The following is a 25,391-nucleotide window of genomic DNA, read 5'->3' as shown; positions in this document are numbered from 1 at the left end:
GACGGGCCTTCGGGCCCCCGGGCCCCCGGGCCCCCGGGCCCCCGACGCGAAACCGCTCGCCGCCCCTAAGCGACCCCGGTCATGCTCGCGAAGACGGTCACGTTGCTGGAGTAGTAGTGCCGGTCCGCGTCGAAGTCGCCGCCGCAGGTGATCAGGCGCAGCCCCGCGTGGTCGATGTTCTTGTAGACCTCCAGGGTGGGGAACTTCTTCTTCGGGTACTCCTCGACGCGGTCCACCGTGAACGTGGCCGTCTTGCCGTCCCTGCGGGTCACCTCGACGGTGTCCCCGGCCTTCATGGTCTTCAGCTTCTTGAAGACCGCGTCCGCGCCGTTCCAGGTCACGTGCCCGGCGATCACCGCGGGGCCGCGGGAGCCGGGAGTGGGGCCCGGTTCGTACCAGCCCGCCAGGTCGGGGTCCTTCGGGGTGGTCATCGTCCCGTCACCGCTCTGCCCGAGCGTCTCCAAGGCGCTGGACACGCCGAGGGAGGGGATGGAGACGCGCTGCGGGGCGGACCGGCCGAGGGTCGCGGGGGCGGCGGCCTTGCCAGATCCCGTCGAGGGCGTGGGGTCGGCCGCCGCCCCGTCGCGCGCGCCCCCATCGCGCGCCGCGCTCTGACGGGGTGCCGCGGACGAGGCGGCCGTGCCGTCCTGTCCGGAGGCGCACGAGGTGACCAGCAGGGCGGACGCGACGGCGGCGACCAGGGCTGCGGAGGCGCGCCGGACCCCGGTCCACAGACGCCAGGCCGGCCGGCTCACGCGATGTCCTCGGTCTTGGCGGCGGAGCCGGGGGTGGCGACGACGACGGGCACGATCCGCCGCCGCCCGTGCATCAGGACTCCGGCGGCGGCAGCGGCAGCGACCCCGGCGGTCCCGGCCCAGACGACGGAGGACGCAGGCCCCTCCCCCTCCGAGCCACCCCCGGTCTCGACGCCACCGACGGGAACGGACCCGACGGCGGCCCCCTTGACCACACCGCAGTTGGTGGGAGCGGTGGCCTCTTGCGGCAGCTTCGGGTCGAGTTCGCTCTTGCCGGCGCCCTCGAAGTCGTACGTGCCGTTGTCGTTGGGGTCGATGCCGTGCTGCACGATGTGCAGGTCCTTGATGTGGTCGACCACGTCCTGCCCCACGGTGATGGTCCGCTTGTACGAGACCTTGCCCTACGCGTCGGCCACCGGCATCCGGTCCACGGCGAGGCCGCTGCCCGCGTCGGTGCCCCCGGACTCGGTCAGGGAGATGTTGATGTCGCCGTAGTGGACGGTGGCCTCGGTGTTGTCGAGGATGCCGTCGCCGTTGGTGTCGTCGCCGCCGTCCGGGCACTGGAAGTCGTGCCCGTCGGTGGACCCGTGCAGATGCTGCGCCGACGGCTGCCCCGGCACCATCCCCTCGGACTTGATCCACACGGTGAGCGCGTTGCCGCGCAGGCTCAACAGGGCCGTCCCGCTGGAACCGGAGTCGTTCAGCGACGCCAGGTCGATCTGATAGGCCGGAGTATCGGCGGCGAACCCCGGCGACGAGAGAGCCACGGTAAGAAGGGCGGCGGGCAGTGCGGCGAGCGCCGCGAGGAGGCCGGTGCGCTTGATCATCAAGTTCGTCCTTTTCCGCGGCACCCGAACAGGAAGGCCGCACGAGCCATGCAGTTACCTATGAAACGGAACGCGACTCACGGGTGTTCAAATGCGGCAAGGACAACGAGGACAACAAAGGGGCACGGCCGTGGCGAGCGACTGGAACTGGGAGAACGGCGAAGGCCTCCTGGGGCTCGACTCCCCCGCCGAGTGGGACGCGGCGTACGAACGCGGCGAGAGAAGGCTCGGCACGGCCGCGATCGGCCTGGCCTTCAACTGCCCCCTGCGGGAGGCCTCACCGAGGATCCTGCGGGCGATGCGGTTGCCGGATCCCGCCCAGCGCGGCTTCGCGTACACCGCGGCGGGCACGGCGGCGCGGCTCAACGGCGAACTGACCCCGGAGCTGTACGCCGCACTACGCGCGGAGGGCCACCACGGCATCGCCGCAGCCGCCGTCGACGACACCCTCGACTACGTCCCGTTCCGGCAACTGCCGCCGTGGTTCAAATGGCGCACGGTCGCATCAAAGGCGGAAGACAAACTGAAGACCTGGCACCTGACCCTCACGTACGCAACCGAGGACGCCCGAAACACCCTGCGCCGACGCCGGTCCTGAGCAGCGGTGACGACAGCACCCCGTATAGCCCCGCCCGCACAGCCCCTACAGCCCCGCGATCGCGTTCCAGCGTTTGGCGAATTCCGTTCGTTCCTTTGACGTGATGTCTCGGGCTATCGCCAGGCGCTTGCGCATCGTGGTGTCCGGGAAGATCAGTGGGTCCTCGGCCAGGGCCGCCAGTTCCTTGTCCTTGGAGGAGGCCAGGATGTCGCGGGCCGCGGGGACCGGGCAGACGTAGTTGACCCAGGCGGCCAGTTCGGCGGCCACCTCGGGGTCGTAGTAGTGGTCGACGAGGCGTTCCGCGTTCTGCTTGTGGCGGGCCAGGTTGGGGATCATCAGGGATTCCGCCCACAGCTCGGCGCCCTCCTCGGGGACGACGAACTCGATGTCCGGGTCGTCCGCCTGGAGCTGGATGACGTCACCGCTGTAGGCCTGGCAGGCCAGGACGTCGCCGCTGGAGAGGTCCTTGATGTAGTCGTTGCCGGTGAAGCGGCGCACGTGCTTCGACGCCACCAGTTTTTCCACCCGGTCGCACATTCGGTGGAAATCCTCGGCCTTCCACTTCGTGATGTCGACCCCGTCGCCCTGCATGAGCAGCGCGAACGCCTCGTCGAGACCGGAGAGCAACGTGACCTTGCCCTTGAGGTCGTCGGCCCACAGGTCGGACACCTGTTTGATCTCCCGGCCGAGCCTGCGCTTGTTGTACGCGATGCCGGTGATGCCCGACTGCCAGGGAACGGTGTGCTTCCGCCCGGGGTCGAAGTGCGGTGAACGCAGCAGCGGGTCCAGGTACTTGGTGACGTTGGGCTGCCGGGCGCGGTCCATCTCCTGGACCCAGCCGAGCCGCACGAAGCGCGCGCACATCCAGTCGCTGATGACGATGAGGTCGCGGCCGGTCTCCTGGTGGTTCATCAGGGACGGGCTGATCTTGCCGAAGAACTCGTCGTTGTCGTTGATCTCCTCCGTGTAGCGGACGTCGATGCCGGTCCGCTTCTCGAAGGCGTCGAGCGTGGGCCGCTTCGTCGAGTCGTCGTCGTCCGTGTCGATGTAGAGCGGCCAGTTGGCGAAGGTCAGCGACTTGTCCTGGCGGGAGCGGTCCCCGGCCGCGCGCTCTCCGGGGCCGATGTACGCGGCGGGCACACCGCAGCCCGCGAGCGCGCCGGCGGCCGCCCCACCGCCGAGGACACGCAGCAGGGACCGTCGGGAGACCCAGGATGCTCGGGACGCTCGAGATGCTCGGGATATCGGGGAGGCACCGGGATTCGCTCGCACTCCGGCAGCATGCTCCCGCGTGTCCCGTACAGGCAATGGACGCTGCGTCGAGCCGAGCGGTCGGGACGCGACACCCTGTCGATCACCGGCCGGGGCGCCCCCTGTCATCTGCTGCCCGTCCACTCACCCGCCCGTTCGCCCGTTCACCCGCTCGCCCGTTCACCCGCTCGCCCGCTCGCCCGCCACAGCTGCACCCGCTCCCGCTCCCGCTCCCGGGCACGCGCTGCCACTCACCCCGGCCCTAGCCACCCCGCCAAGTCCCCTGCCGTGACCCGCCCCAGTGGCGAGGCGTCGACCGGACCCGGATAGAGCCGGTACACCGTGCCGGACGCCGTCCCGTCCGCGCCCTCCAGCTCCCCGTGCAGGAGCGCCAACAGAGCGCGGCGGCCCGCCAGTTCCGGTTCCGCGTCGGCCCGCAGCTCGTCCGGCTCCCAGCCGTCCCGTACGCGCAGCGCGAAGTCGGCGCGCGGCTCGTCCTCGGCCCGGCGGTAGCCCCACAGGACGTGGCCCCGGCCGCGCACGTACACGGGGCCGTCGGTACGGGCCGCCGCCGTCCAGCAGGCGAGGTCCCACAGGGTGGCCCGGCCGCGCGGCCGGAAGCTGTCGAGCAGGTCGTTGCCCATGCGGCCGAGCTGCTTGCGGTAGCGCCACACGGCGTGGTTCCCCCCGCCCGTGGCGAGGGTGACGTCGGCCCACCAGGCGCGCCGCGTCCGCAGGTCGACGATCATCGGCACGCGCAGCGCCGCGTCCCCCGCGAGGTCGAAGCGCTGCCGGACCGTGCGCGGGTCGTACACGGCCCGCTTCTCGCCGCTCACCGCCATGAACCCCGCGAAGGCGTCGGGAAGTTCGTCGAACGGCACGTCGTTGTACGAGAGGACCGCGGGCACCACGAAGCGCACGCCCACCTGGGCCAGCCGCGGCAGGTCCAGGTCCAGGTACTCGGTGGCGCCGTGCGGCGCGGGCGCCGAGGTCAGGTCGCCGGAGTGCCGGGCGGCGCCGCCCGCGTACGACAGGTGGGTGTAGTCGCACAGGCCGACGAAGCGCCACAGGTCGTCGTAGAGCGCGACGGACAGGTCGAGGTCGACGCGTACGCCCTTGGGCTGGAGCCAGTGCAGGAAGAGCCGCACGGTCTCGCCGGCCGCGGGCATGGGCAGGGAGCTGCCGCGCGGCACCGCGACCAGCGAGGCCGCCGAGGCCCGCTCGGCGAACGGCACCGGCAGGTCGGCCAGCGAGGCGTCGAGAACGGCGACGTCGTACCGCTCGCCCTCCCCCGCCTTACCCGCGCCCTCCGCCTTGCCGGCCTTACCCGCCTTGCTCGCGCCCCCACCGTCCCCCGCGCCCCCCACGCCGAGTCGCCGCACGGCCTCCGCCTCGATCAGTTCACCGGCGCGACCCGCCACCCGGGGCGGCAGCGGCGGCCGGTCGTCGTCGATCGCGTACGCCTGTGTGACGCGCCCGCGCGGGAAGAAGACGCGGCGGTGCCCCGGCACCGAGCGGACCTTCATGCGGCCGTACGCGCCGAGCAGCGGGCCGGGAGCGGTGTGCGGCAGTGCGTCCGCGAGCGCCTCGGCCAGCACGTCCGGCAGGACGTCCGCGCCCGACCGGGCGAGCAACAGGTCCAGGCGGCGCAGGAGTTCGCCCGGGCGCCGGCTCAGGAGGGCGGCCGCGGCCGTGGTGTCCCAGCGGCCGAGCGCCTCCTCGACGCGCCCCTGCCAGGTGGAGATCCGCAGCCGGTCGCCCTCGATGCGGACGTCCTTATGGCGTGCCGCCTCGGCGAGCAGCACCTCGGCGAGCGCGTCGTCGCCGACACGGGTTCCGCGCAGGACGGCGAAAGCGAGCGCCACGCGCGCGTGCCGGTGGGGCTGCTCGAAGGGGTGCAGGATTTCGCCGACGCGCTTCCAGGCGCGCGGACGGCGGGCCATGTCCTCGGTGAGCCGGCGGAGGTCGAACCCGTCGAGCAGGGCGAGGAGTTCACGGCGTACGGGACGCGGGAGCCCGCGCAGCCGGGGCAGTTCCAGCAGGTCGGGGTCGCCGCCGGAACCGACGACCAGCAGGCGCAGCACGTCGGTGGCGGTGTCCGCGTACGCCCCGACGAGCGCACGCGCCTCGGGCACGTCGAGCAGCGGCGCGAGGGCGAGCGCCTTGCTCTCGCGCAGCGGGATCGCGGCCGGGAGCCAGTCGGCGGCGTCGGCCGGGTCCAGGTGCCCCAGGAGCAGCACCAGGTCGTCGTGGTCCTGGGTGTTCAGTGGCGTACGGCGGGCGAGCAGGGCGGCCAGTTCGGCGGCGGCGTCACCCGGCGTGGCCAGGGTCAGCACACGCAGCACCTCACCACCGTCACCACCGTGCCCACCGTCACCGCCGAGGCCACCAAGACCACCGAAGCCGCCGTCACCACCGACACCGCCGAAGCCCTCACCCGTGTCGAGCCAGGGGTCGGTCGGCCCGTCCGTCTCGTAACGGTTCTCGCAGACCGGGCAGGCGTACCAGACGCAGCACTCCTCGCAGCAGCCCCAGTCGAACTCCTTGCGGTGGCAGTCGTCGCAGAGCAGGTGCGCGCAGGGCTTGAGCGCACGGACGCGCGCCTTGGTGCCCCCGCAGTTCATGCAGGGCTGGTGGGGCTGGGCGGCGAGGTGCGCGGCGACGACGGACGCGAAGCGCGCGTGCGCGTGGCGGTACGGGACCTCGTGGGGGAAGCGTGCGAACAGCGGGGCGTGGTGACGGTCGGAGCCCATGAGCGCGTCGACGTCGGCGATCAGCTTCCGGCCGGTCGCGGCGAGGTCGTTGGCGCAGAGCGCGGTCAGCGCGCGGCGCAGCGGGACGGTCAGCAGGTGCCCGCGGTCGGCGAGTTCGGCTTCCAGGACGACCACGGCGGCATCGTTCTCGGCGGCCCGCCCCACACCCTCGGGCACGCACGCACCCTCCGGCGCCCACACCCGCGCACCCTCCGGCACCCGCACGCTCTGTCGGCGGCGCAGCAGCAGCGCGGCGAGGTCGTCGGCCGTCGTCATCATCAGGTCACACCCCCGGGGACACAGAAAAGGCGGAGGCGGAGAGCGGGTGCGCTACGGATCTTTTGCAGAGATGAGAAAGAAGGAAGCACACCACGGAGCCGCCCCCGCGTCCTTGACGGTACGCGGGGGCGGCGGGGCCGGGCATCCCAATTACGGGCGCCGGAACAGCGCCCACAAAGGCGCCGTCACGAGCGCCGCGACTGCCCCCGGAACCAGTACCGGCAGTACCGGCAGTACCGGCAAAACCAGCAGTACCGGCAGAACCAGCAGAACCGGCCCGGGAGCGAGAAGGCTGGGCTCAGCCCTCGATGGACGTCATGACGTGCTTGATGCGCGTGTAGTCGTCGAAGCCGTACGCCGAGAGGTCCTTGCCGTAGCCGGACTTCTTGAAGCCGCCGTGCGGCATCTCCGCGACCAGCGGGATGTGCGTGTTGATCCAGACGCAGCCGAAGTCGAGGACCTTGGACATGCGCATGGCGCGCGCGTGGTTCTGCGTCCAGACCGAGGAGGCCAGGGCGTAGTCCACGCCGTTGGCGTACGACACGGCCTGCGCCTCGTCCGTGAAGGACTGGACGGTGATGACCGGGCCGAAGACCTCGTTCTGGATGATCTCGTCGTCCTGCTTGAGGCCGGAGACGACGGTCGGGGCGTAGAAGAAGCCCTTCTCGCCGACCCGGCGGCCGCCCGCCTCGACCTTGGCGTGCGCCGGAAGGCGGTCGATGAAGCCGGAGACCTGCTTCAGCTGGTTGGCGTTGTTGAGCGGGCCGAACAGCACGTCCTCGTCGTCCGGCTGACCGGTCTTCGTGTCGGCGGCGGCCTTGGCGAGCGCGGTCACGAACTCGTCGTGGATGGACTCGTGGACGAGCACGCGCGTGGCGGCCGTACAGTCCTGGCCCGCGTTGAAGAAGCCCGCCACCGAGATGTCCTCGACGGCCTTGGCCAGGTCGGCGTCCTCGAAGACGACGACCGGCGCCTTGCCGCCCAGCTCCAGGTGGACCCGCTTGAGGTCCTTGGAGGCGGACTCGGCGACCTGCATGCCGGCGCGCACGGAGCCGGTGATGGAGGCCATCGCCGGGGTGTGGTGCTCGACCATCGCGCGGCCCGTGTCACGGTCGCCGCAGACGACGTTGAAGACGCCCTTGGGGACGATCGAGCCGATGATCTCGGCCATCAGGACGGTCGACGCGGGGGTCGTGTCCGAGGGCTTGAGGACGACGGTGTTGCCCGCGGCGAGCGCCGGGGCGAACTTCCATACGCCCATCATCATCGGGTAGTTCCACGGCGCGACCTGCGCGCAGACGCCGATCGGCTCGCGGCGGATGATGGAGGTCAGACCCTCCATGTACTCGCCGGCCGCGCGGCCTTCGAGCATCCGGGCCGCACCCGCGAAGAAGCGGATCTGGTCGACCATGGGCGGGATCTCCTCGGACCGCGTGAGCCCGGTCGGCTTGCCCGTGTTCTCGACCTCGGCCGCGATGAGCTCCTCGGCGCGCTCCTCGAAGGCGTCGGCGATCTTCAGCAGGGCCTTCTGGCGCTCGGCGGGCGTCAGGTCGCGCCAGGCGGGGAACGCGGCGGCGGCGGCCTCCATGGCGGCGTCGACGTCGGCCTGCCCGGACAGGGGCGCGGTGGCGTAGGACTCGCCGTTCGCGGGGTTGACCACCTCGGTGGTCCGCCCGTCGGCGGCGTCCCGGAATTCTCCGTCGATGTAGTTACGCAGACGGCGCAGCTCGGTGGTCACTTCCGGCCCTCCAGTCAGATGTCCAGTGGATGAGACACCCACCCTAGTCGGTGTACCGACGCTTTCAACATACCCGGGGTCCCAGAACTGCGAAATCCGTGACGATTGAAGCTTCAGACAACGAATTTCATCGATCTGACCTTGCGGAACGGACGACTCCTGTGCACCATGGGGTCGTGGCCAGTCGCAGCGCAGATCCCAGTAGTTCCCGACACGGGAACGGCTCTTCTCCCATCGACGCCGTCTCCCTGGCGATCATCGAACAGCTTCAGGAGGACGGACGCCGTCCGTACGCCGCCATCGGCAAGGCCGTGGGCCTCTCCGAGGCGGCCGTGCGCCAACGCGTCCAGAAGCTGCTCGACCAGGGCGTGATGCAGATCGTCGCCGTCACGGACCCGCTCACCGTGGGTTTCCGGCGCCAGGCGATGGTCGGCATCAACGTCGAGGGCGATCTGGATCCGGTCGCGGAGGCGCTGACGGCCATGGCCGAGTGTGAGTACGTGGTGATGACCGCGGGCTCCTTCGACCTGATGGTGGAGGTCGTCTGCGAGGACGACGACCACCTTCTCGAAGTGATCAACAAGCGCATCCGCGCCCTCCCCGGCGTGCGCTCCACCGAGAGCTTCGTCTATCTGAAGCTCAAGAAGCAGACCTATATGTGGGGAACCCGATAGCCGTGAGCAAGGACCTCAGCCAAACCGCGTACGACCACTTGTGGATGCACTTCACCCGCATGTCGGACTACGAGAACGCACCCGTGCCCACCATCGTGCGTGGCGAGGGCACCTACATCTACGACGACAAGGGCAAGAAGTACCTGGACGGCCTCTCCGGCCTGTTCGTGGTCAACGCCGGACACGGTCGTCACGAGCTCGCCGAGACGGCGTACAAGCAGGCGCAGGAACTGGCCTTCTTCCCCATCTGGAGCTACGCCCACCCCCAGGCCGTCAAGCTCGCCGAGCGCCTCGCGCACCACGCGCCGGGCGACCTGAACAAGGTCTTCTTCACCACCGGTGGCGGCGAGGCCGTCGAGACCGCGTGGAAGCTGGCGAAGCAGTACCACAAGCTCACCGGCAACCACCAGAAGTACAAGGTCATCTCCCGCGCGGTCGCCTACCACGGCACCCCGCAGGGCGCCCTGTCCATCACCGGTCTGCCCGCGCTCAAGGCCCCCTTCGAGCCGCTCGTACCGGGCGCGCACAAGGTGCCGAACACCAACATCTACCGCGCCCCGATCCACGGCGACGACCCGGTGGCCTTCGGCCGCTGGGCCGCCGACCAGATCGAGCAGGAGATCCTCTTCGAGGGTCCCGAGACGGTCGCCGCCGTGTTCCTGGAGCCGGTGCAGAACGCGGGCGGCTGCTTCCCGCCCCCGCCCGGGTACTTCCAGCGGGTCCGCGAGATCTGCGACAAGTACGACGTGCTGCTCGTCTCGGACGAGGTCATCTGCGCCTTCGGCCGTCTCGGCACGATGTTCGCCTGCGACAAGTTCGACTACGTCCCGGACATGATCACCTGCGCCAAGGGCATGACGTCGGGCTACTCCCCGATCGGCGCCTGCATCATCTCGGACAAGCTCGCCGAGCCGTTCTACAAGGGTGACAACACCTTCCTGCACGGCTACACCTTCGGCGGCCACCCGGTCTCGGCCGCGGTCGGCAACGCCAACCTCGACATCTTCGAGAGGGAGGGTCTCAACCAGCACGTCCTCGACAACGAGGACGCGTTCTACCAGACCCTGCGCAAGCTGCACGACCTGCCGATCGTCGGCGACGTCCGCGGCAACGGCTTCTTCTACGGCATCGAGCTCGTGAAGGACAAGGCCACCAAGGAGACGTTCAACGACGAGGAGACCGAGCGCGTCCTGTACGGGTTCCTCTCCAAGGCGCTCTTCGAGAACGGCCTGTACTGCCGCGCCGACGACCGTGGCGACCCGGTCGTCCAGCTCGCCCCGCCGCTGATCTCCACCCAGGAGACCTTCGACGAGATCGAGGGCATCCTGCGCCAGGTGCTCACGGAGGCGTGGACGAAGCTCTGAGCCATGCCGTGTCCCCTGGGTCTCCTCGTGCGGGGACCCATGCGGGGACCCATGCGGAGACTCATGGTGTGATCGAGTGATCAACACCGGCCCCGGGGGCGCCCGTTCGAGTGAGAACGGGCGCCCCCGGGCCGCGTCGTTTCCAGGCATCGCGGCCTGGATCCTTAGCGTGCCCAGTGACCGATCGGCCCCGCCTTCGTTCCCCCGTACGGGGGAGGCAAACTGATCTGAACCGAGGTGTACGTGATGGTGGCTCCGCCGGACAACGACGTGCTGTGGGCACGCGCCCTGCACGTCACACACAACGGATCGCCCGCGCTCACCGGCGTGTCGCTCGGGGTCCGCGAGGGCGAGATCCTCGCCGTCACCGGTCCACGGGGCAGCGGCAAGACGACTCTCCTGCGCTGCCTCTCCGGCCAGCTCCTGGCCCAGCAGGGCGAGGTCTGGTTCAACAGCGTGCCGGTGCACACGATGGGGCCGGTGGTCCGCGAGCGGCTGCGGCGCGACCGCTTCGGCTGGATCGACCCGGAACCGCACCTCGTGCCCGAGCTCACGGCCTGGGAGAACGTCGCGATGCCGTTGATGCTGCGCGGCACCTCGCACCGGGTCTCCAAGGGCGCCGCCCAGGAGTGGCTCGACCGCCTCGACATCGGCGACTGCGCCCGCAAGCGGCCGCACGCGCTCCTCCAGGCCCAGCGCCAGCGCATCGCCATCGCGCGCTCCCTGGTCACGATGCCGTCGGTGATCTTCGCCGACGAGCCCACCGCCCCGCTGCACCGCGCCGACCGCGCGCACGTCCTGCGCACGCTGACGACCGCGGCCCGCTCGCACGGCATCACGGTCGTCCTCGCCACGCACGACGCGGAGGTCGCCGCCCTGGCCGACCGGACGATCACGCTGCTCGACGGAAGGCGCGTGAACACGGTGCATCTGCCGGGCTCGAGCGGCCTCGGGCCGACGACCGGCGGGGGCACGGAGGGAGCCGCGGGGGCGGGGGCTGGCGAGGGGATCGCGGGGGCTAGGGCCGGCGAGGGGATCGCGGAGGCGAAGGTCGGCGAGGGGATCGCGGGGGCTAGGGCCGACGAGAGGATCGCGGGGGCGAGGGACGGCGAGGGTGCGTCCGCTTCCGGCTCGGGTTCTGGGGCTGGGGTTGGGGCTGGGGTTGGCTCGGGGTCTGGGTCTGGCTCGGGCTCGGGCTCCGGATCTGGTTCCGGGGCTGGCTCAGGCTCCGGGGTTAGCTCGGGCTCCGGATCTGGTTCCGGCTCAAGCTCTGGCTCCGGGGCTGATTCTGGCTCGGGGTCCGGCTCGGGCTCGGGCGATGGCTCAGGCTCCGGTTCCAGGGCTGGCTTGCGCTCTGGTTCCGGCTCGGGCTCCGGGTCTGGTTCCGGGGCTGGCTTGCGCTCTGGCTCTGACTCCAGGGCCGGCTCCGGGTTTGGCTCGGGCTCCGGTTCCAGTTCCGGTACCGACTCGGGCTCGGGCTCGGGCTCAAGCTCTGACTCCGGGTCTGGCTCCGGATCTGGCTCCAGCTCCGGGTCCGGCTCAAGCCCTGACTCCGGTTCCGGTTCCGGTTCCGGTTCAGGCTCGGGCTCCGGGTCCGGCTCCGGTTCCAACTCGGGCTCGGGCTCCAGCTCCGGATCCCGCTCCCGGTCCCGTTCCGCCGACGGTGACTCCGACGACGCGGAAGGCCGGGCCGCGTGCTCGCTCTCCGTCTAGCCCGCGGGGCCCACCCCCTGGTCCAGCTGCGCAGGCTGCTCGTCGCCGCCGCGTCGGCCGGCACCGGCTTCCTGCTGCTGTGCACGCTGGGGTACGCGATGGGCCACCCGGACGCGTCCGGCGGCGCCGTGCTGCGCCTCGCCTGGTGCGTCGCTCCGATCGCCGCCACCGTGTACTTCGCCGTCACCGTCGCGCGCACCGACCCGGCGACCAAACCGCGCTCCGGGCTCTCCGCGGTCGGGCTCGGTCCGGCCAGGCTCACGGTCCTCGCCGCGATCTCCACGGCCGTGGCGTGCACGCTCGGCTCGATGGTCGCGCTCCTGTTCTTCCTGCACCTGCGGGGCGACCTGACGGGCCTGCCGTTCGACGGAGCCTCCGCCGACCTGCTCGCCGCCGGGCAGCCGCTGCCGCTCGGCGCGGCGCTCACCCTGCTCGCCCTGGTCCCGCTGATCGCCTCCGCGGCCAGCGCGGCGGTCCTGCGGCCCAGGACCGCCAGGCCCGGCGCGCGGCACGGCGGCAAGCCCGACGCCGTACAGGACGAGGCCACCGCCCCGGACGCGCCCGCGGCGCCGCCGAGCGGGCTGCCCTGGGGCGTCGCGCTCCTCGCCGCGGGCCTCGCCGTCGAGACGTACGCGAGCCGCTCCCCCGGCTCCTCCGGTCTGACGATGCCGGGCGGACTGACCGCGAGCCCCGCGGGCGTGCTCGCCGGGTGGGCGCTCACGGCGGTGGGACTCGCCCTGGCGGGGCCCGGCCTCACGTATCTGTGTGGGCGGATCCTCCAGGCGGTCAGGCCCGGCGCGATGCGGCTCCTCGCCGGGCGCGGACTCCAGGAGGAGGCCCGGCGGATCGGACGGCCGCTCGGCGTGCTCTGCGTGGTGGGCTCCGGGGCGTACGCGGCGCTCACGCTCTACTCCGGCGACCGGCCGGCCATGGGCCCGCTGACCACGCTCGGCGCGCTGCTCGTGGCGGGCTGCGCGGTCCTCACCCTGGCCACGGCAGCGATCGACGCCAAGCACGCGCGCTCGGACACGACGTCTGCGCTGCTCCAGCTCGGGGCCCCGGCGTCGATGCTGCGCGGCACCGCCGCCTTGCGGGCGGGCACACTCGCGGCCGTCTTCGGCCCGCTGACCTGGGCGGTCGCGGAGCTGGCGGCGCTGCCGCTCGCCGGGTGAGCGGCCCCGGCGAAAAAGCCGGAAAGAAAATCCGCGCCGGGCGATGAGTTCCGTGTCGAACGTGCGTCTACCCCTCCGTAAGGCACGGGACGCACGCGCCACACGGAACTCACCGCAACGGGAGACACCTCATGTACCAGCAGATGATCTTCGTGAACCTCGCCGTGAACGACGTCGACAGCTCGAAGAAGTTCTTCACGGAGCTCGGCTACACGATCAACCCCCAGTTCTCCGCGGACGACTGCGCCAGTGTCGTGATCAGCGACACGATCGTCGCGATGCTCCTGAGCAAGCCGCGCTACAAGGACTTCACGACGAAGGAGATCGCGGACTCGACCACGACCAGCGAGACGCTGATCTGTCTGAGCGCCGAGAGCCGCGAGAAGGTCGACGAGCTGGTCGACAAGGCGCTGGCCGCGGGCGGCACGGCGGGCAAGACGCAGGACTACGGCATGATGTACGGCCGCTCCTTCGACGACCTGGACGGCCACACCTGGGAAATCATGTGGATGGACCCCACCGCGGTACAGGGCTGAAGGTCCCCGGCGGGTCCCGTGCCGAGGGACCGGGGTCCCGTGCCGACGGACCGTGGCCCCCGCGCCGGGGGGCCACGGCGGTGAACCGGGAGCCCGCAGTCATGGGCTGAGGTTCACCCACCGGCACGACGTGCTTAGCATGGGCGGATGCAGCCGACTCCCGCATCCGCGTCCGCCCCCAGGCCCTCGTCCCAACTCCCCGGCGGTGACCGCGAGATCGAGTCGCTCGAGGAATTCGACGCGCTCGTCGCGGCGAGCGGCTCGCTCGCCGGGTGCCGCGTCCAGGCCATAGACCTGACGGCGCGTACGTCCGCGTTGCGGGGCTGCGACGCCACCGGCGCGGTGTTCCTCGGCTGCCCGATGGAGCAGGACGCGGTGGACGCGATGCGGACCGCCGGGGCACTGGTGTTCCCGCCCGTCCCCGACCTGCCGTTCGACCCGTACCGCGGGCTTCTCTACACGCCCGAGGGGCTCTTCGCGGGACTCTCCACGGGTGGGTACGAGGCGACTCCCGACGCCCGGGCGTACGCGTGGTTCCAGGAGACCAAGGCGGACGGCGACGTCTTCTCCTCCATGCTCCGCGCGATCCACGACGACTCGATCTCGGACGCCCTCGACGAACTGCTCGTCAGCGCGCGGGTGGTGGGCGTGATGGGCGGCCACGCGATGGCCCGTGGCACCGACGAGTACGAGGGCGCGGCACGGCTCGGCCGCTCGCTCGCCCGCTCCGGGTACACGGTCGCCACGGGCGGCGGGCCCGGCGCGATGGAGGCCGCGAACCTGGGGGCGTACGCGTCCGTCTTCCGTGACGAGATGCTGGACGAGGCGCTGGAGCTGCTCGCCAAGGCGCCGTCCTTCACCCCTTCGATCACGGAGTGGGCGCGGGCCGCCTTCGACGTCCGCGAGCGCTGGCCGTCCGGCGGCGCCTCGGTGGGCATCCCCACGTGGTTCTACGGCCACGAGCCGCCGAACGCCTTCGCCACGCACCTGGCCAAGTACTTCGCCAACGCCACGCGCGAGGACGGCCTCCTCGCCCGGTCGAACGCGGGCGTGATCTTCCTGCCCGGCGCGGCGGGCACGCTCCAGGAGATCTTCGACGCGGCCACCCCGAACTACTACGAGTCCCGCGGCGAACCGGCCCCCATGATCCTGGTCGACGAGAACCACTGGACGAACCACCTCCCGGCCTGGCCGCTGCTGCGGGCACTGGCACGGGGCCGCTCGATGGAACCGAAGATCGCCCTGGTGGACAAGGTGGAAGAGGCCCCGGCCGCGCTGGCGTCGCTGACGACCGGGTGAGGGCAGGGAGCTGACCGGCCGACCCACACCTCACGTCACCTCACCCCGTCCCACCTCACCCCACCTCACCTCACCTCACCTCACCCGAGGATCACGACGTCCCCCGCGTCGAACGCGACCCCCACCGTCTCCCCCACCCCCGGCGCGTCCCGCAGCGCACAGGCCGCCTCAAGGCGCGGCCCCACCCGGGGTTCCAGATGGACGGCGACATGCGTGCCCCGGAAGGTGCGGGCCGTCACCGAGCACGGCAGCCCCTCGTCGGCGGGCACGAGCCGTACCCCGGCCGGCCGCACCAGCAGCCGGCACGGCCCGTCCACGGCGTCCTCCGGCACCGGCACCTTGCCCCACACCGTGTCCGCCACCTCCCCGGCGACCGTCGCGTCGACGACGTTGTCGAAGCCGAGGAACCGCGCCACGAACTCGCCCGCCGGATGCCGCCAGACCTCAAGAGGCGTACCGGACTGGGCGATCCGCCCGTCCCGCATCACCACGACCCGGTCCGCGAGCGCGAACGCCTCGCCCTGGTCGTGCGTGACCGCGAGCACCGTCGTACCCAACTCGTCGAACAGCTCACGGAGTTCGACGACGAGGCGCTCCCGCAGCGAGCGGTCGAGCTGCCCAAGCGGCTCGTCCAGCATCAGCAGGCGCGGCCTCGGCGCGAGCGCCCGCGCGAGAGCGACCCGCTGCTGCTCTCCGCCCGAGAGCGAGGCGACGGCCCGCCGCTGCGCGCCCGGCAGGCCCACGAGTTCCAGCAACTCGGCCACCCGGTCGGCCTGTTCGCCCCGGGACGCCCCGTGCATCCGCAGCCCGAAGGCGACATTGCCCGCCACGTCACGCTGCGGGAACAGCTGGTGGTCCTGGAACATCAGGCCGACGCCCCGCTTGTGCGCGGGCACGCCCCGCTGGTCGCGGCCGTCGAGCAGGACCTGCCCGGCGTCGAGTTCCTGGAGCCCGGCGACCGCGCGCAGCAGCGTCGACTTGCCGCTGCCGCTGGGCCCGAGCACGCAGACGATCTCGTGCTCGGCGACCGTGAGCCCGACGCGGTCGAGCACGGCCCGCGCCCCGAACCGCACGGTCGCGTCCGCCAGCGTCAGCAGCCCCGCACCGGCTCCCGCACCGCCACCAGCAGCCACAGCGGCATCCACACCAGCACCACACACCACCCGCACCCGCACCCGCACCCGCACCCGCAGCCACACCAGCACCCATCAGAACTCCCCAGTCGTGCGGTCGGTACGGAGCCGTTCGAGCAGCAGGAGCGACACCGCGCACACCACCATCAAGATCGTCGAAAGGGCCATCGCCTGCCCGTAGTTGAGGTCACCGGCGCGGCCCAGGAGCCGCGCCACGGCCACCGGCAGCGTCGGGTTGTCCGGCCGCGCGATGAAGACGGTCGCCCCGAACTCCCCCAGGGACACTGCGAAGGCGAACCCGGCGGCGATCAGCAGCGCCCGCCGCACCATCGGCAGGTCGACCTCCCGCCACGCCCGCAGCGGCGACGCCCCGAGCACCGCGGCCGCCTCGCGCAGGCGTCCGTCCACCGCGCGCAGGACGGGAAGCATGGTGCGTACGACGAAGGGCACGCCCACCAGCGCCTGCGCGAGCGGCACCAGGATCCAGGTGGACCGCAGGTCGAACGGCGGCTTGTCCAGCGTGATCAGGAACCCGAAGCCGACCGTCACGGCGGACACCCCGAGCGGCAGCATCAGGAGCGCGTCGAAGCCGCGCACCAGGCGGCCGGCCTTCCGGGTGAGCGCTGCCGCGGCGAGGCCGCCGATCACCAGGGCGATGGCGGTGGCGGCGAGCGCGTACCGCAGGGAGTTCCAGACGGCCTCGATCGGCGGGACGAGGAAGGCTCCGCCCTCCGCCGACGTCAGCTCCCGGTAGTAGGTGAGGCCGTAGCCCTCGGGGCCGCTCAGCGACCGCTCGATCAGCACCCCGAGCGGCAGCAGGATCAGCACGGCGACCGTCAGCATGACCCCGCCGAGCAGCGCCCACTGCCCCGCCCCGCGCGGCCGGCGCGCCACGGCGGAGGCGTCGACGAGCCGCAGCGCGGTCTCCCGCCTGCGCACGGTCCACGCGTGCACGGCCAGGATCACGCCGACCGCCGCGAACTGCACGAGGGTCAGGACGGCGGCCGTCGACAGGTCGAGGAGCTGGGCGGTCTGCCGGTAGATCTCGACTTCGAGCGTCGAGTACGCGGGTCCGCCGAGGATCTGCACGACGCCGAAGGAGGTGAAGGTGAAGAGGAAGACCATGAGGGACGCGGCGGCCACCGCGGGTCCGAGCGCGGGCAGCGTCACGGTGCGCCAGGCGGTCCAACGCGAGGCGCCGAGCATGCGCGCGGCTTCCTCCTGGCGCGGGTCGAGCTGCGACCAGAGCCCGCCGACCGTGCGGACGACGACGGCGTAGTTGAAGAAGACGTGCGCGAGCAGGATCGCCCACACGGTCGTGTCGAGCCGTACGCCCCACATCTCGTCGAGCAGGCCGCCGCGGCCGAGCAGCGCGAGGAACGCGGTCCCGACGACGACGGTCGGCAGCACGAACGGCACGGTCACGACCGCCCGCAGAACCTGCTTGCCCCTGAAGTCGAAGCGCGCGAAGACGTACGCGCCGGGGAGCGCGATCAGGAGCGTGAGCGCGGTCGACGCGAGCGCCTGCCAGGTGGTGAACCACAGCACGTGCCGGACGTCGGACTGTCCGACGACGTCCGCGATCCGCCCGAACCGCCACGCGCCGTCCACCTTCAGGCCGCGCGCGACGATCGCGGCGACCGGATAGGCGAAGAAGACCGCGAAGAACGCGACGGGCACGGCCATGAGGCCGAGCCGCGTCGCGCTCCCGCGCGAGAGCAGCCCCCGGCGGGACCGGCCCTTGCGGGACTCGCCCTTGGGCGACTCACCCTCGGGGGACTCGCCCTTGGGCAGCTTGCCCTTGGACGGCTTGCTTACTTCAGTACGAGTGAGGTCCACGACTTGACCCACTGCTCACGGTTGTCGGCGATCTTCTTCGGGGACATGGTCTCCGGGTTCTCGACCGTCACGCCGTGCTTGACGAAGAGCTCGGGCAGCTCGGTCTTCTCGCGCACCGGGTTCACGAACATGTTCAGGGGCATGTCCTTCTGGAACTCGGCGCCGATCAGGAAGTCCAGCAGCGCCTTGCCGCCCTTCTCGTTCTTGGCGTTGGCGAGCAGGCCCGCGTACTCGACCTGCCGGAAGCAGGTGCCGGTCGCGACGCCGGTCGGTGCCTCCTTGGGCTGCGGCTTGGCGTAGAGCACCTCGACGGGCGGCGAGGAGGCGTACGAGACGACGAGCGGCCGGTCGCCCTTGGCCTTCTTGCCGCCCGCGGAGCCGGAGAACTCCTCGTTGTAGGCCTGCTCCCAGCCGTCGACGACCTTGACGCCGTTGGCCTTGAGCTTCTTCCAGTAGCCCTGCCAGCCGCCGTCGCCGTATTGAGCGGCGGTGCCGAGCAGGAAGCCGAGGCCGGGCGACGAGGTCGCGGCGTTCTCGGTGACCAGGAGGTCCTTGTAGGCGGGCTCGGCCAGATCCGCGAAGGACTTCGGCGGCGCCAGCTTCTTGTCGGCGAAGTACTTCTTGTCGTAGTTCACGCAGATGTCGCCGCTGTCGACGGGCGTGACGCGGTGCTTGCCCTGGTCGACGCGGAACGGGGAGGCGATCCGGTCCGAGCCCTTGGCCTCGTACGACTGGAAGAGGCCGTTGTCGAGGGCGCGCGAGAGCAGGGTGTTGTCGACGCCGAAGAAGACGTCGCCCTGCGGGTTGTCCTTGGTCAGGATGGCCTTGTTCACGGCGGCTCCGGCGTCGCCGTCCTTGAGGACGTCGACCTTGTAGCCGGAGCTCTTCTCGAACGCCTTCAGGACGTCCTTGGAAACCGCGAAGGAGTCATGGCTGACGAGCGTGACGCTCTTGGAGTCGGCCTTGTCGCCGCCGTCCGACGAGCCGCCGCACGCGGAGAGCGCGACGAGCCCGAGGGCCACCGCGGCCGCGGTGACGGTGATCTTCTTGGTGGTGCTCACCGAGTTCAACTGAGTTCATTCCTCCTGGAGTGACCAGGAAGAGACGCGGCCCTGCCCGCGGACCGGAGTGGTTCGCGGGCAGGGCGCAACAGCTTGAGTGATGTCCGAACTTCCTACCCGGAATGACCCGGGCAAGGTTCAGAGGGTCTGCGGCCAACCTGTCCTTGGTGCCGCACTCTCAGCGCTGTGGCGCTCCCCTGTCGGAATATGAAGATGGTTCCGGATATGAAGTTGTGTTCCGGCCTGAAGTTCAGTCCCGGACATGAAGTTGTGTTCCGGCCAGACTAACGCTCCGACGCGGCGAGCTGACCGCACGCCCCGTCGATCTCCTGGCCACGGGTGTCACGAACCGTGACGGGCACCCCATGAGCGGCGATGGCGTCCACGAAGGCCTTCTCGTCCTCGGGACGCGACGCCGTCCACTTCGAGCCCGGGGTCGGGTTCAGCGGGATGAGGTTCACGTGCACGGGCTTGTTCTTGAGCAGCCGCCCGAGCCGGTCACCGCGCCAGGCGTGGTCGTTGATGTCCCGGATCAGGGCGTACTCGATGGAGAGGCGGCGCCCCGACTTGGCGGCGTACTCCCATCCGGCGTCGAGGACCTCCCGTACGTTCCACCGCGTGTTGACGGGGACGAGGGTGTCGCGCAGCTCGTCGTCCGGCGCGTGCAGCGAGATGGCGAGGCGGCACTTGAAGCCCTCGTCGGCGAACCGGTGGATGGCGGGCACCAGGCCGACGGTCGAGACGGTGATCCCACGCTGCGAGAGGCCGACGCCGTCGGGCTCGGGATCCGTCAGACGGCGGATGGCACCGGTCACGCGGTTGTAGTTGGCGAGCGGCTCGCCCATCCCCATGAAGACGATGTTCGAGAGCCGCGCGGGCCCGCCGGGAATCTCCCCGTCCCGCAGGGCGCGCATCCCGTCGACGATCTGGTGCACGATCTCGGCGGTCGAGAGGTTCCGGTCGAGACCGGCCTGTCCGGTCGCACAGAACGGACAGTTCATCCCGCAGCCGGCCTGCGACGAGATGCACATCGTCACGCGGTCCGGGTAGCGCATGAGCACGGACTCGACGAGCGTCCCGTCGAACAGACGCCACAGCGTCTTGCGCGTGGTGTCGTCGTCACAGCTGATGTGCCGCACCACTGACATCAGCTCGGGAAGCAGCGCCTCCTGGAGCTTCGTGCGCGCACCGGCGGGAATGTCGGTCCACTGCTCCGGGTCGTGCGCGTACCGCGCGAAGTAGTGCTGCGAGAGCTGCTTGGCACGAAACGGCTTCTCGCCGACGGCGGCAACGGCTTCCTTGCGCTCGGCGGGCGTGAGGTCGGCAAGATGCCGCGGCGGCTTCTTGGCCCCGCGGGGCGCGACAAAGGTGAGTTCTCCGGGTACAGGCATGGTGAATCCAGTGTCGCAGACGCTGAGGGTCCGGCCAGATCACCGCCCGGCGGCACCGGTCACCCTGCGTCGCCGTCCCTCACCGGCGGGTCTGGTCGTCCGGGTCGTTGTCCCCGTCCCCGTCCCCATCTCCGTCCCCGTCCCCGTCGTCGTCGGGCAAGAGGTCGTCGAAGTGGGCCCAGCCCTCCCACGTCCATACGTCGGTGTCCGGGTCCGCGCGCAGGGGGACGAAGCGGCCCAGCTCGAAGTCGTCGGAGGTGGCGGACACGTCGAACCAGTGCTCGTCGGCGACCTCCGTCCCCAGGCCCACCGTCCGCGCGGTCAGCCGGACCAGCAGCTTCACGCCCTCGGCGTCCAGCAGGTCCTTGCCCTGGATGTGCCCGAGGGGCAGCGCGGCGAGCGGGGCGTCGACGGGTATCCAGACCGTGAAGGGCGCCCCGCGCTCCACCGCGAGCCACGCCCTCTCGTCCGCCCGCTCGCCCTTCTCGTCCAGGACCTGGAGCCACTTCTTGTAGACGACCCGACTGTCGCCGTACGGGGATCGCTCCAGGTAGCGCAGGTGCGCGCGGGCCCGCAGATCGACCACCGAGAGGTTGTCGAAATGGTTGTAGAAGCGCACCGCGATCACCGCGTCCTCGGGGTCCTGCCCCTCCGCCACCGGGAAGTCGGCGGTGCGGCCCGGCGAGATGCTGGCCCGCCGCCGCCAGACGAACGGACGCAGCGCGAACAACTTCACCAGGACGATTCCCAGGAGCACCGCCGGCACCAGCGCCCCGGTCACCGAGGCCAGCGTGGCGAGCAGCGCGTGCGCGAGGTTGTCCGGTTCGGGGTCGAGGCTGTCGGTGCCGACACAGGCCCGCAGCGCCGACAGGGCGACGTCGAGCAGCCCCGCCACGTCACCGAACCGCTGCCCGAGCCCCCGCGCCGACTCCTCGGTGAGCGTCCAGACCACCGCGATGGCGACGGCGAGGCCGGTCAGCGCGCCCAGCGCCATGAACATCAGGGCATGGACCGTCCGCCCGGCGATCCACCATCGAACCGATATCCGATGCCGCGGATGTGTGGACGGGCGCCGCAAGCGCCGTGTCAAAGGTCTCAACTCCTGCCCCCCGAGAGGGGGTTAGCGTAACGGAGGAGATCTTTTCCCGGCAGTCCACGGAGTCATCCTGCGGGCGCCCGGTAGCCATGCCGTCCCTCCGTGGGTACACCCGATGTGGAAGGCTGTGCCCGCCGCACGATCCGATCCTGAAGGGTGTTGGCCGTGAAGGACCGAAGCCTCAAAGCGCTGGGCCTGGACGACGTTCCCGCCAAGCTCCCCCTGACCTATCCGGGCCGCCCGGCCACCGAACCGGCCCTGCTCTCCGGCGACGAGCTGTGGCCGCTGGACGTGCGCCGGCAGCGGCTCGGCGGCTGGCCCGTGTCCCGCGGCCCGCGCCTCGACGAGAAGCTGCGGGAGCTCGGCCAGGTGGGCGCGGGCCTGCGGCACCCCGTGATCGCGGTGGGCTCCAACGCCTCTCCAGGCCAGGTCAGCCACAAACTCACCCGGCTCGGCATCCCGGCGACCGTCCCGATGGTGCCGGTCCAGATCCAGGGCGTGGGCATCGGCTGCTCCGGCCACATCAGCCCCGCCGGTTACGTCGCGGGCACCCCGTACATCGACCGGTCGGCGCGGGCCACGCTGGTGGTCACCTGGCTCGACGCCACGCAGCTGAAGGCCGTCGACGACACCGAGTTCCCCGACTACCGGCGGGCCATACTGCCCGGCGACGAGTTCGACATGGTCATGCCCTCCGGGGAACGGCTCGGCGGCGCCTACATCTACTTCAGCGCGCACGGCGTCCTCGCGGGCTCCGACGGTCGGCCGAGGCCCGGCGGCGGGGACCAGTCCGAGCTGCTCGCGGCGCTGCTCGCCGAGTCGGAGGAGCTGCGGCAGCTTCTCGGCCCCGATCCGGCCACCTGGGTGGCGAAGGCGGGCGCCGACCCCGCGGTGCGCCAGCGCGGCACGGAGATCTTCGGCGCGACGGGCCGGGTCCTCCCGCAGAACGAGTTCCTGCCCTACCTGGACGACTCCGGCGACCTGCGGTTCTACGACGACCTGCCCCCGCTGGCGGGCTCCCTGCCCTCCCCGGCCTGACCGAGCCGCACACCCGCCCGCCCCCACGAAGCCGTCACGCGAAGCCGTCACGCGAAAGGGCCCGCCGTCCGTGGACGGCGGGCCCTTCGCACTCCTACCCGCGGATCAGCCGGACCCCACGAAGATGACGAGCAGCAGCCAGACCACCGGGGCGGTCGGCAGCAGCGAGTCGAGGCGGTCCATGATGCCGCCGTGGCCCGGCAGCAGCGTGCCCATGTCCTTGATGCCGAGGTCACGCTTGATCATCGACTCGCCCAGGTCCCCGAGCGTCGCGCTCGCGGCGACCGCGAGGCCGATGAGCAGCCCCTGCCACCACGTGCCGCCGTCGATCAGGAACTCCATGCACAGCGCGCCGCCCGCCATCGCGAACGTCACCGCGCCGACCAGGCCCTCGCGGGTCTTGCCGGGGCTGATGCGCGGGGCGAGCTTGTGCTTGCCGAAGCGCCAGCCGATCGCGTACGCCCCGGTGTCGCTGACCACGGTCAGGAGCAGGAACGTCAGGACCCGCATCGCGCCGTCGTCCGCGGTGAGCATCATCGCGACGAACGTGGCGAGGAACGGGACGTAGAACGCCGCGAAGACGCCCGCCGTCACGTCCTTCAGATAGCCCTCGGGCGGCTCGGTCATCCGCCAGACGAGCACCGCGAGCGCGGTGAGCGCCATGGCGACCCAGGCGCCCTCGGGCCCGCGGACGTACCCCGCGACGACCATCGCGGCACCGCCCACCGCGAGCGGCACCAGCGGCGCCTTGATCTCCTTGCGCTCCTGGAGCCGCGAGGTGAGCTCCCAGAGCCCGACCACGACGGCGACCGCTATGACGCCGATGAAGACGGCCTTCACGATGAAGAGCGACGCGATGATCACCGCGCCGAGCCCTACGCCGACTCCTATGGCCGCCCCGAGATCACGTCCCGCGCTCTTCTTCTGCGGAGCCTGGGGCACCTGAGGCACCTGAGGCGTACGAGGCGCCTCGGGGGCGGGCTGTGATGCGCTGGGCATGGGCTCCTGGGGTACTTCAGGCATGTCAGGCACGATGGGCATGGGCTGCGTCTCTGCTGGATACAGGGCGTCATGCGCATCGTACGCGGGACCTGCCGGGGCAGCCCCTTGAGCAGGGCCCTGGTCGGGCGGCCCCCAGTACCCGGTTCTGGGAGGCGCCCCCCAGGAAGAGTCGTTCACGGATCGGATTCCTCAGTCCTCAGACTTCGAGCCCTCAGACCTCGAGCAGCTCGGCTTCCTTGTGCTTGAGCAGCTCGTCCACCTGGGCGACGTACTTCGCGGTGGTGTCGTCGAGCTCCTTCTCCGCGCGCCGGCCCTCGTCCTCGCCGATGTCGCCGTCCTTGATCGCCTTGTCGATCGCTTCCTTGGCCTTGCGGCGGATGGAGCGGATCGAGATCTTGGAGTCCTCGGCCTTGGTCTTGGCGACCTTGATGTACTCCTTGCGGCGGTCCTGCGTCAGCTCGGGGAACGTCACCCGGATGATGTTGCCGTCGTTGCTGGGGTTGACGCCCAGGTCGGAGTCGCGGATCGCCTGCTCGATGTTGCGCAGCGCGCTCTTGTCGAACGGGGTCACCACGGCCATCCGCGGCTCGGGCACCGAGAACGAGGCCAGCTGATTGATCGGCGTCAGGGCGCCGTAGTAGTCGGCCACGATCTTGTTGAACATCGCCGGGTGCGCACGGCCTGTGCGAATCGCGGCGAAGTCCTCCTTGGCGACCACGACGGCCTTCTCCATCTTCTCCTCGGCCTCGAGGAGGGTCTCTTCGATCACCACTTGCTCCTGCGTGTTGTGAGTGGGCTGGGGGCGCCCCCACACGGTGAAGTAGGGGGAGTCCATGGGGTGTCGGCTGCGTCGCGTCTCTTGTCCCTGCACCGTGTCCGACCGGCAGGGCTTTGTCCATCCCTCAGGGCCCTCGGGGGAAGACCCCGAGATCAGGCGCGGGTGCCCTCGTCGCCCACGAGTGTGCCGATCTTCTCACCCTTGACGGCGCGCGCGATATTGCCGCTGGAGAGCAACTCGAAGACCAGGATGGGCAGCTTGTTGTCGCGGCACAGCGTGATCGCGGTCATGTCGGCGACCTTCAGGTCGCGGGTGATGACCTCGCCGTAGCCGAGCGCGTCGTACTTCACCGCGTCCGGGTTGGTCTTGGGGTCGGAGTCGTAGACCCCGTCGACGCCGTTCTTGCCCATGAGCAGGGCCTCGGCGTCGATCTCCAGGGCGCGCTGCGCCGCGGTCGTGTCGGTGGAGAAGTACGGCATGCCCATGCCGGCGCCGAAGATGACCACGCGGCCCTTCTCCAGGTGCCGGACGGCGCGCAGCGGGATGTACGGCTCGGCGACCTGGCCCATCGTGATGGCGGTCTGCACGCGGCACTCGATGCCTTCCTTCTCCAGGAAGTCCTGGAGGGCGAGGCAGTTCATGACGGTGCCGAGCATGCCCATGTAGTCGGAGCGGGCCCGGTCCATGCCGCGCTGCTGGAGCTCGGCGCCGCGGAAGAAGTTGCCGCCGCCGATGACGGCCGCGATCTGGGCACCGTCACGGACTACCGCGGCGATCTCCTTGGCGATCGCGTGCACGACGTCGGGGTCGACGCCAAGGCCGCCCCCGCCGGCGAACGCCTCACCGGAGAGCTTCAGCAGGAAACGACCGGAGACTTTGCCGTCGTCACTGTTTGTGTCGGCCTTGGTGGTCATCGAGTTCTCGCTTCTTTTTGCTCGGCGCACATACGAAGAAGGCCACTGCCGGTGGGGTGTCGTTCGCATCCCATGCTCGGCAATGGCCTCCTCGTCAGATCCTGCGGTCGTACGTCGCGCACCGGACCGGTGCGCGGGCGACCGCTGTCGACCCTAGCGGGGTCTACCGTCGATCGCGGT

19 protein-coding genes, 2 pseudogenes and 1 riboswitch are annotated in these 25,391 nt (G+C 70.9%); of the genes and pseudogenes, 8 read left to right on the top strand and 13 right to left on the bottom strand.

The window, feature by feature from the left end:
- Positions 1 to 65: 65 nt before the first annotated feature.
- Both QBL25_RS29335 and QBL25_RS29330 read right to left on the bottom strand, forming a co-directional pair.
- Positions 66 to 755: a class F sortase gene (locus QBL25_RS29335; protein WP_409059945.1), complete on the bottom strand. Its 690-nt coding sequence runs from the start codon at positions 753 to 755 to the stop codon at positions 66 to 68.
- A pseudogene (locus QBL25_RS29330) lies at positions 752 to 1,585 on the bottom strand (hypothetical protein). The gene QBL25_RS29335 and the pseudogene QBL25_RS29330 overlap by 4 nt, the downstream one beginning before the upstream one ends.
- A gap of 127 nt (positions 1,586 to 1,712) precedes the next feature.
- Between QBL25_RS29330 and QBL25_RS29325 the strand changes: the two are divergent.
- Positions 1,713 to 2,180, top strand: coding sequence for a hypothetical protein (locus QBL25_RS29325; protein WP_409059944.1), 468 nt, complete (start codon positions 1,713 to 1,715; stop codon positions 2,178 to 2,180).
- A gap of 45 nt (positions 2,181 to 2,225) precedes the next feature.
- Here QBL25_RS29325 and QBL25_RS29320 read toward each other — a convergent pair whose 3' ends face one another.
- The 3 genes from QBL25_RS29320 to QBL25_RS29310 form a co-directional block, all read right to left on the bottom strand.
- Positions 2,226 to 3,425, bottom strand: a complete 1,200-nt coding sequence (locus QBL25_RS29320; protein WP_409062820.1) for a spermidine/putrescine ABC transporter substrate-binding protein — start codon at positions 3,423 to 3,425, stop codon at positions 2,226 to 2,228.
- Between the two features lie 257 nt (positions 3,426 to 3,682).
- A complete protein-coding gene (locus tag QBL25_RS29315) occupies positions 3,683 to 6,463 on the bottom strand; it encodes a hypothetical protein (RefSeq protein WP_409059943.1) in 2,781 nt (926 codons plus the stop codon).
- 298 nt (positions 6,464 to 6,761) lie between these two features.
- Positions 6,762 to 8,201, bottom strand: coding sequence for a gamma-aminobutyraldehyde dehydrogenase (locus QBL25_RS29310; protein ID WP_409059942.1), 1,440 nt, complete (start codon positions 8,199 to 8,201; stop codon positions 6,762 to 6,764).
- Between the two features lie 176 nt (positions 8,202 to 8,377).
- On the opposite strand from QBL25_RS29310, the gene QBL25_RS29305 reads away from it, so the two are divergent.
- The 6 genes and pseudogenes from QBL25_RS29305 to QBL25_RS29280 all read left to right on the top strand — a co-directional run bounded on the left by QBL25_RS29305 (position 8,378) and on the right by QBL25_RS29280 (position 14,959).
- On the top strand, positions 8,378 to 8,875 hold the full coding sequence (locus QBL25_RS29305; RefSeq protein ID WP_409059941.1) for an Lrp/AsnC family transcriptional regulator: 498 nt from the start codon (positions 8,378 to 8,380) through the stop codon (positions 8,873 to 8,875).
- A complete protein-coding gene (locus QBL25_RS29300) occupies positions 8,860 to 10,239 on the top strand; it encodes an aspartate aminotransferase family protein (RefSeq protein WP_409059940.1) in 1,380 nt (459 codons plus the stop codon). The genes QBL25_RS29305 and QBL25_RS29300 overlap by 16 nt, the downstream gene beginning before the upstream one ends.
- 246 nt (positions 10,240 to 10,485) lie before the next feature.
- Positions 10,486 to 11,214 (top strand): annotated as a pseudogene (locus tag QBL25_RS29295) (ABC transporter ATP-binding protein); the annotation flags it as partial.
- 719 nt (positions 11,215 to 11,933) lie between these two features.
- Positions 11,934 to 13,124, top strand: coding sequence for a hypothetical protein (locus QBL25_RS29290; RefSeq protein ID WP_409059939.1), 1,191 nt, complete (start codon positions 11,934 to 11,936; stop codon positions 13,122 to 13,124).
- Positions 13,125 to 13,255: 131 nt separating this feature from the next.
- Positions 13,256 to 13,660: a VOC family protein gene (locus tag QBL25_RS29285; RefSeq protein WP_409059938.1), complete on the top strand. Its 405-nt coding sequence runs from the start codon at positions 13,256 to 13,258 to the stop codon at positions 13,658 to 13,660.
- A gap of 147 nt (positions 13,661 to 13,807) precedes the next feature.
- Complete coding sequence (locus QBL25_RS29280) at positions 13,808 to 14,959, top strand: LOG family protein (protein WP_409059937.1); 1,152 nt, start codon at positions 13,808 to 13,810, stop codon at positions 14,957 to 14,959.
- An 80-nt stretch (positions 14,960 to 15,039) separates the two neighbouring features.
- On the opposite strand, the gene QBL25_RS29275 is transcribed toward QBL25_RS29280, so the two are convergent.
- The 5 genes from QBL25_RS29275 to QBL25_RS29255 all read right to left on the bottom strand — a co-directional run bounded on the left by QBL25_RS29275 (position 15,040) and on the right by QBL25_RS29255 (position 21,383).
- The gene (locus QBL25_RS29275) at positions 15,040 to 16,056 is read right to left on the bottom strand and encodes an ABC transporter ATP-binding protein (RefSeq protein WP_409062819.1); all 1,017 of its coding nucleotides are present in this window, start codon (positions 16,054 to 16,056) and stop codon (positions 15,040 to 15,042) included.
- Positions 16,057 to 16,167: 111 nt separating this feature from the next.
- On the bottom strand, positions 16,168 to 17,778 hold the full coding sequence (locus QBL25_RS29270) for an ABC transporter permease (protein WP_409062818.1): 1,611 nt from the start codon (positions 17,776 to 17,778) through the stop codon (positions 16,168 to 16,170).
- 128 nt (positions 17,779 to 17,906) lie between these two features.
- Positions 17,907 to 18,992 (bottom strand): thiamine ABC transporter substrate binding subunit, encoded by a 1,086-nt coding sequence (locus QBL25_RS29265; protein WP_409059936.1) that lies wholly within the window; start codon positions 18,990 to 18,992, stop codon positions 17,907 to 17,909.
- A 92-nt stretch (positions 18,993 to 19,084) separates the two neighbouring features.
- A riboswitch (TPP riboswitch) is annotated at positions 19,085 to 19,201 on the bottom strand.
- A gap of 75 nt (positions 19,202 to 19,276) precedes the next feature.
- A complete protein-coding gene (gene rlmN, locus QBL25_RS29260) occupies positions 19,277 to 20,383 on the bottom strand; it encodes a 23S rRNA (adenine(2503)-C(2))-methyltransferase RlmN (RefSeq protein ID WP_409059935.1) in 1,107 nt (368 codons plus the stop codon).
- Between the two features lie 79 nt (positions 20,384 to 20,462).
- Positions 20,463 to 21,383, bottom strand: a complete 921-nt coding sequence (locus QBL25_RS29255) for a hypothetical protein (protein ID WP_409059934.1) — start codon at positions 21,381 to 21,383, stop codon at positions 20,463 to 20,465.
- A 261-nt stretch (positions 21,384 to 21,644) separates the two neighbouring features.
- On the opposite strand from QBL25_RS29255, the gene QBL25_RS29250 reads away from it, so the two are divergent.
- Positions 21,645 to 22,517 (top strand): hypothetical protein, encoded by an 873-nt coding sequence (locus QBL25_RS29250; protein ID WP_409059933.1) that lies wholly within the window; start codon positions 21,645 to 21,647, stop codon positions 22,515 to 22,517.
- Positions 22,518 to 22,622: 105 nt separating this feature from the next.
- Here QBL25_RS29250 and QBL25_RS29245 read toward each other — a convergent pair whose 3' ends face one another.
- From QBL25_RS29245 to pyrH, 3 genes are all read right to left on the bottom strand, one after another.
- The gene (locus QBL25_RS29245) at positions 22,623 to 23,696 is read right to left on the bottom strand and encodes a phosphatidate cytidylyltransferase (protein ID WP_409059932.1); all 1,074 of its coding nucleotides are present in this window, start codon (positions 23,694 to 23,696) and stop codon (positions 22,623 to 22,625) included.
- A 34-nt stretch (positions 23,697 to 23,730) separates the two neighbouring features.
- Positions 23,731 to 24,288: a ribosome recycling factor gene (gene frr, locus QBL25_RS29240; RefSeq protein WP_127829926.1), complete on the bottom strand. Its 558-nt coding sequence runs from the start codon at positions 24,286 to 24,288 to the stop codon at positions 23,731 to 23,733.
- Positions 24,289 to 24,449: 161 nt separating this feature from the next.
- Complete coding sequence (pyrH, locus tag QBL25_RS29235) at positions 24,450 to 25,211, bottom strand: UMP kinase (RefSeq protein ID WP_409059931.1); 762 nt, start codon at positions 25,209 to 25,211, stop codon at positions 24,450 to 24,452.
- Positions 25,212 to 25,391: the final 180 nt, after the last annotated feature.

Source organism: Streptomyces sp. SYP-A7185 (genome assembly GCF_046103685.1).
GTDB lineage: Bacteria > Actinomycetota > Actinomycetes > Streptomycetales > Streptomycetaceae > Streptomyces.
This window is presented reverse-complemented; position numbering and strand designations above follow the sequence as displayed.

Excerpts from the sequence above, each read along its gene's own strand:
- rlmN (WP_409059935.1), bottom strand. The coding sequence starts at position 20,383 with ATGCCTGTACCCGGAGAACTCACCTTTGTCGCGCCCCGCGGGGCCAAG.
- QBL25_RS29280 (WP_409059937.1), top strand. The coding sequence starts at position 13,808 with ATGCAGCCGACTCCCGCATCCGCGTCCGCCCCCAGGCCCTCGTCCCAA.
- QBL25_RS29285 (WP_409059938.1), top strand. The coding sequence starts at position 13,256 with ATGTACCAGCAGATGATCTTCGTGAACCTCGCCGTGAACGACGTCGAC.
- QBL25_RS29315 (WP_409059943.1), bottom strand. The coding sequence starts at position 6,463 with ATGATGACGACGGCCGACGACCTCGCCGCGCTGCTGCTGCGCCGCCGA.
- QBL25_RS29255 (WP_409059934.1), bottom strand. The coding sequence starts at position 21,383 with ATGTTCATGGCGCTGGGCGCGCTGACCGGCCTCGCCGTCGCCATCGCG.
- QBL25_RS29270 (WP_409062818.1), bottom strand. The coding sequence starts at position 17,778 with ATGGCCGTGCCCGTCGCGTTCTTCGCGGTCTTCTTCGCCTATCCGGTC.
- pyrH (WP_409059931.1), bottom strand. The coding sequence starts at position 25,211 with ATGACCACCAAGGCCGACACAAACAGTGACGACGGCAAAGTCTCCGGT.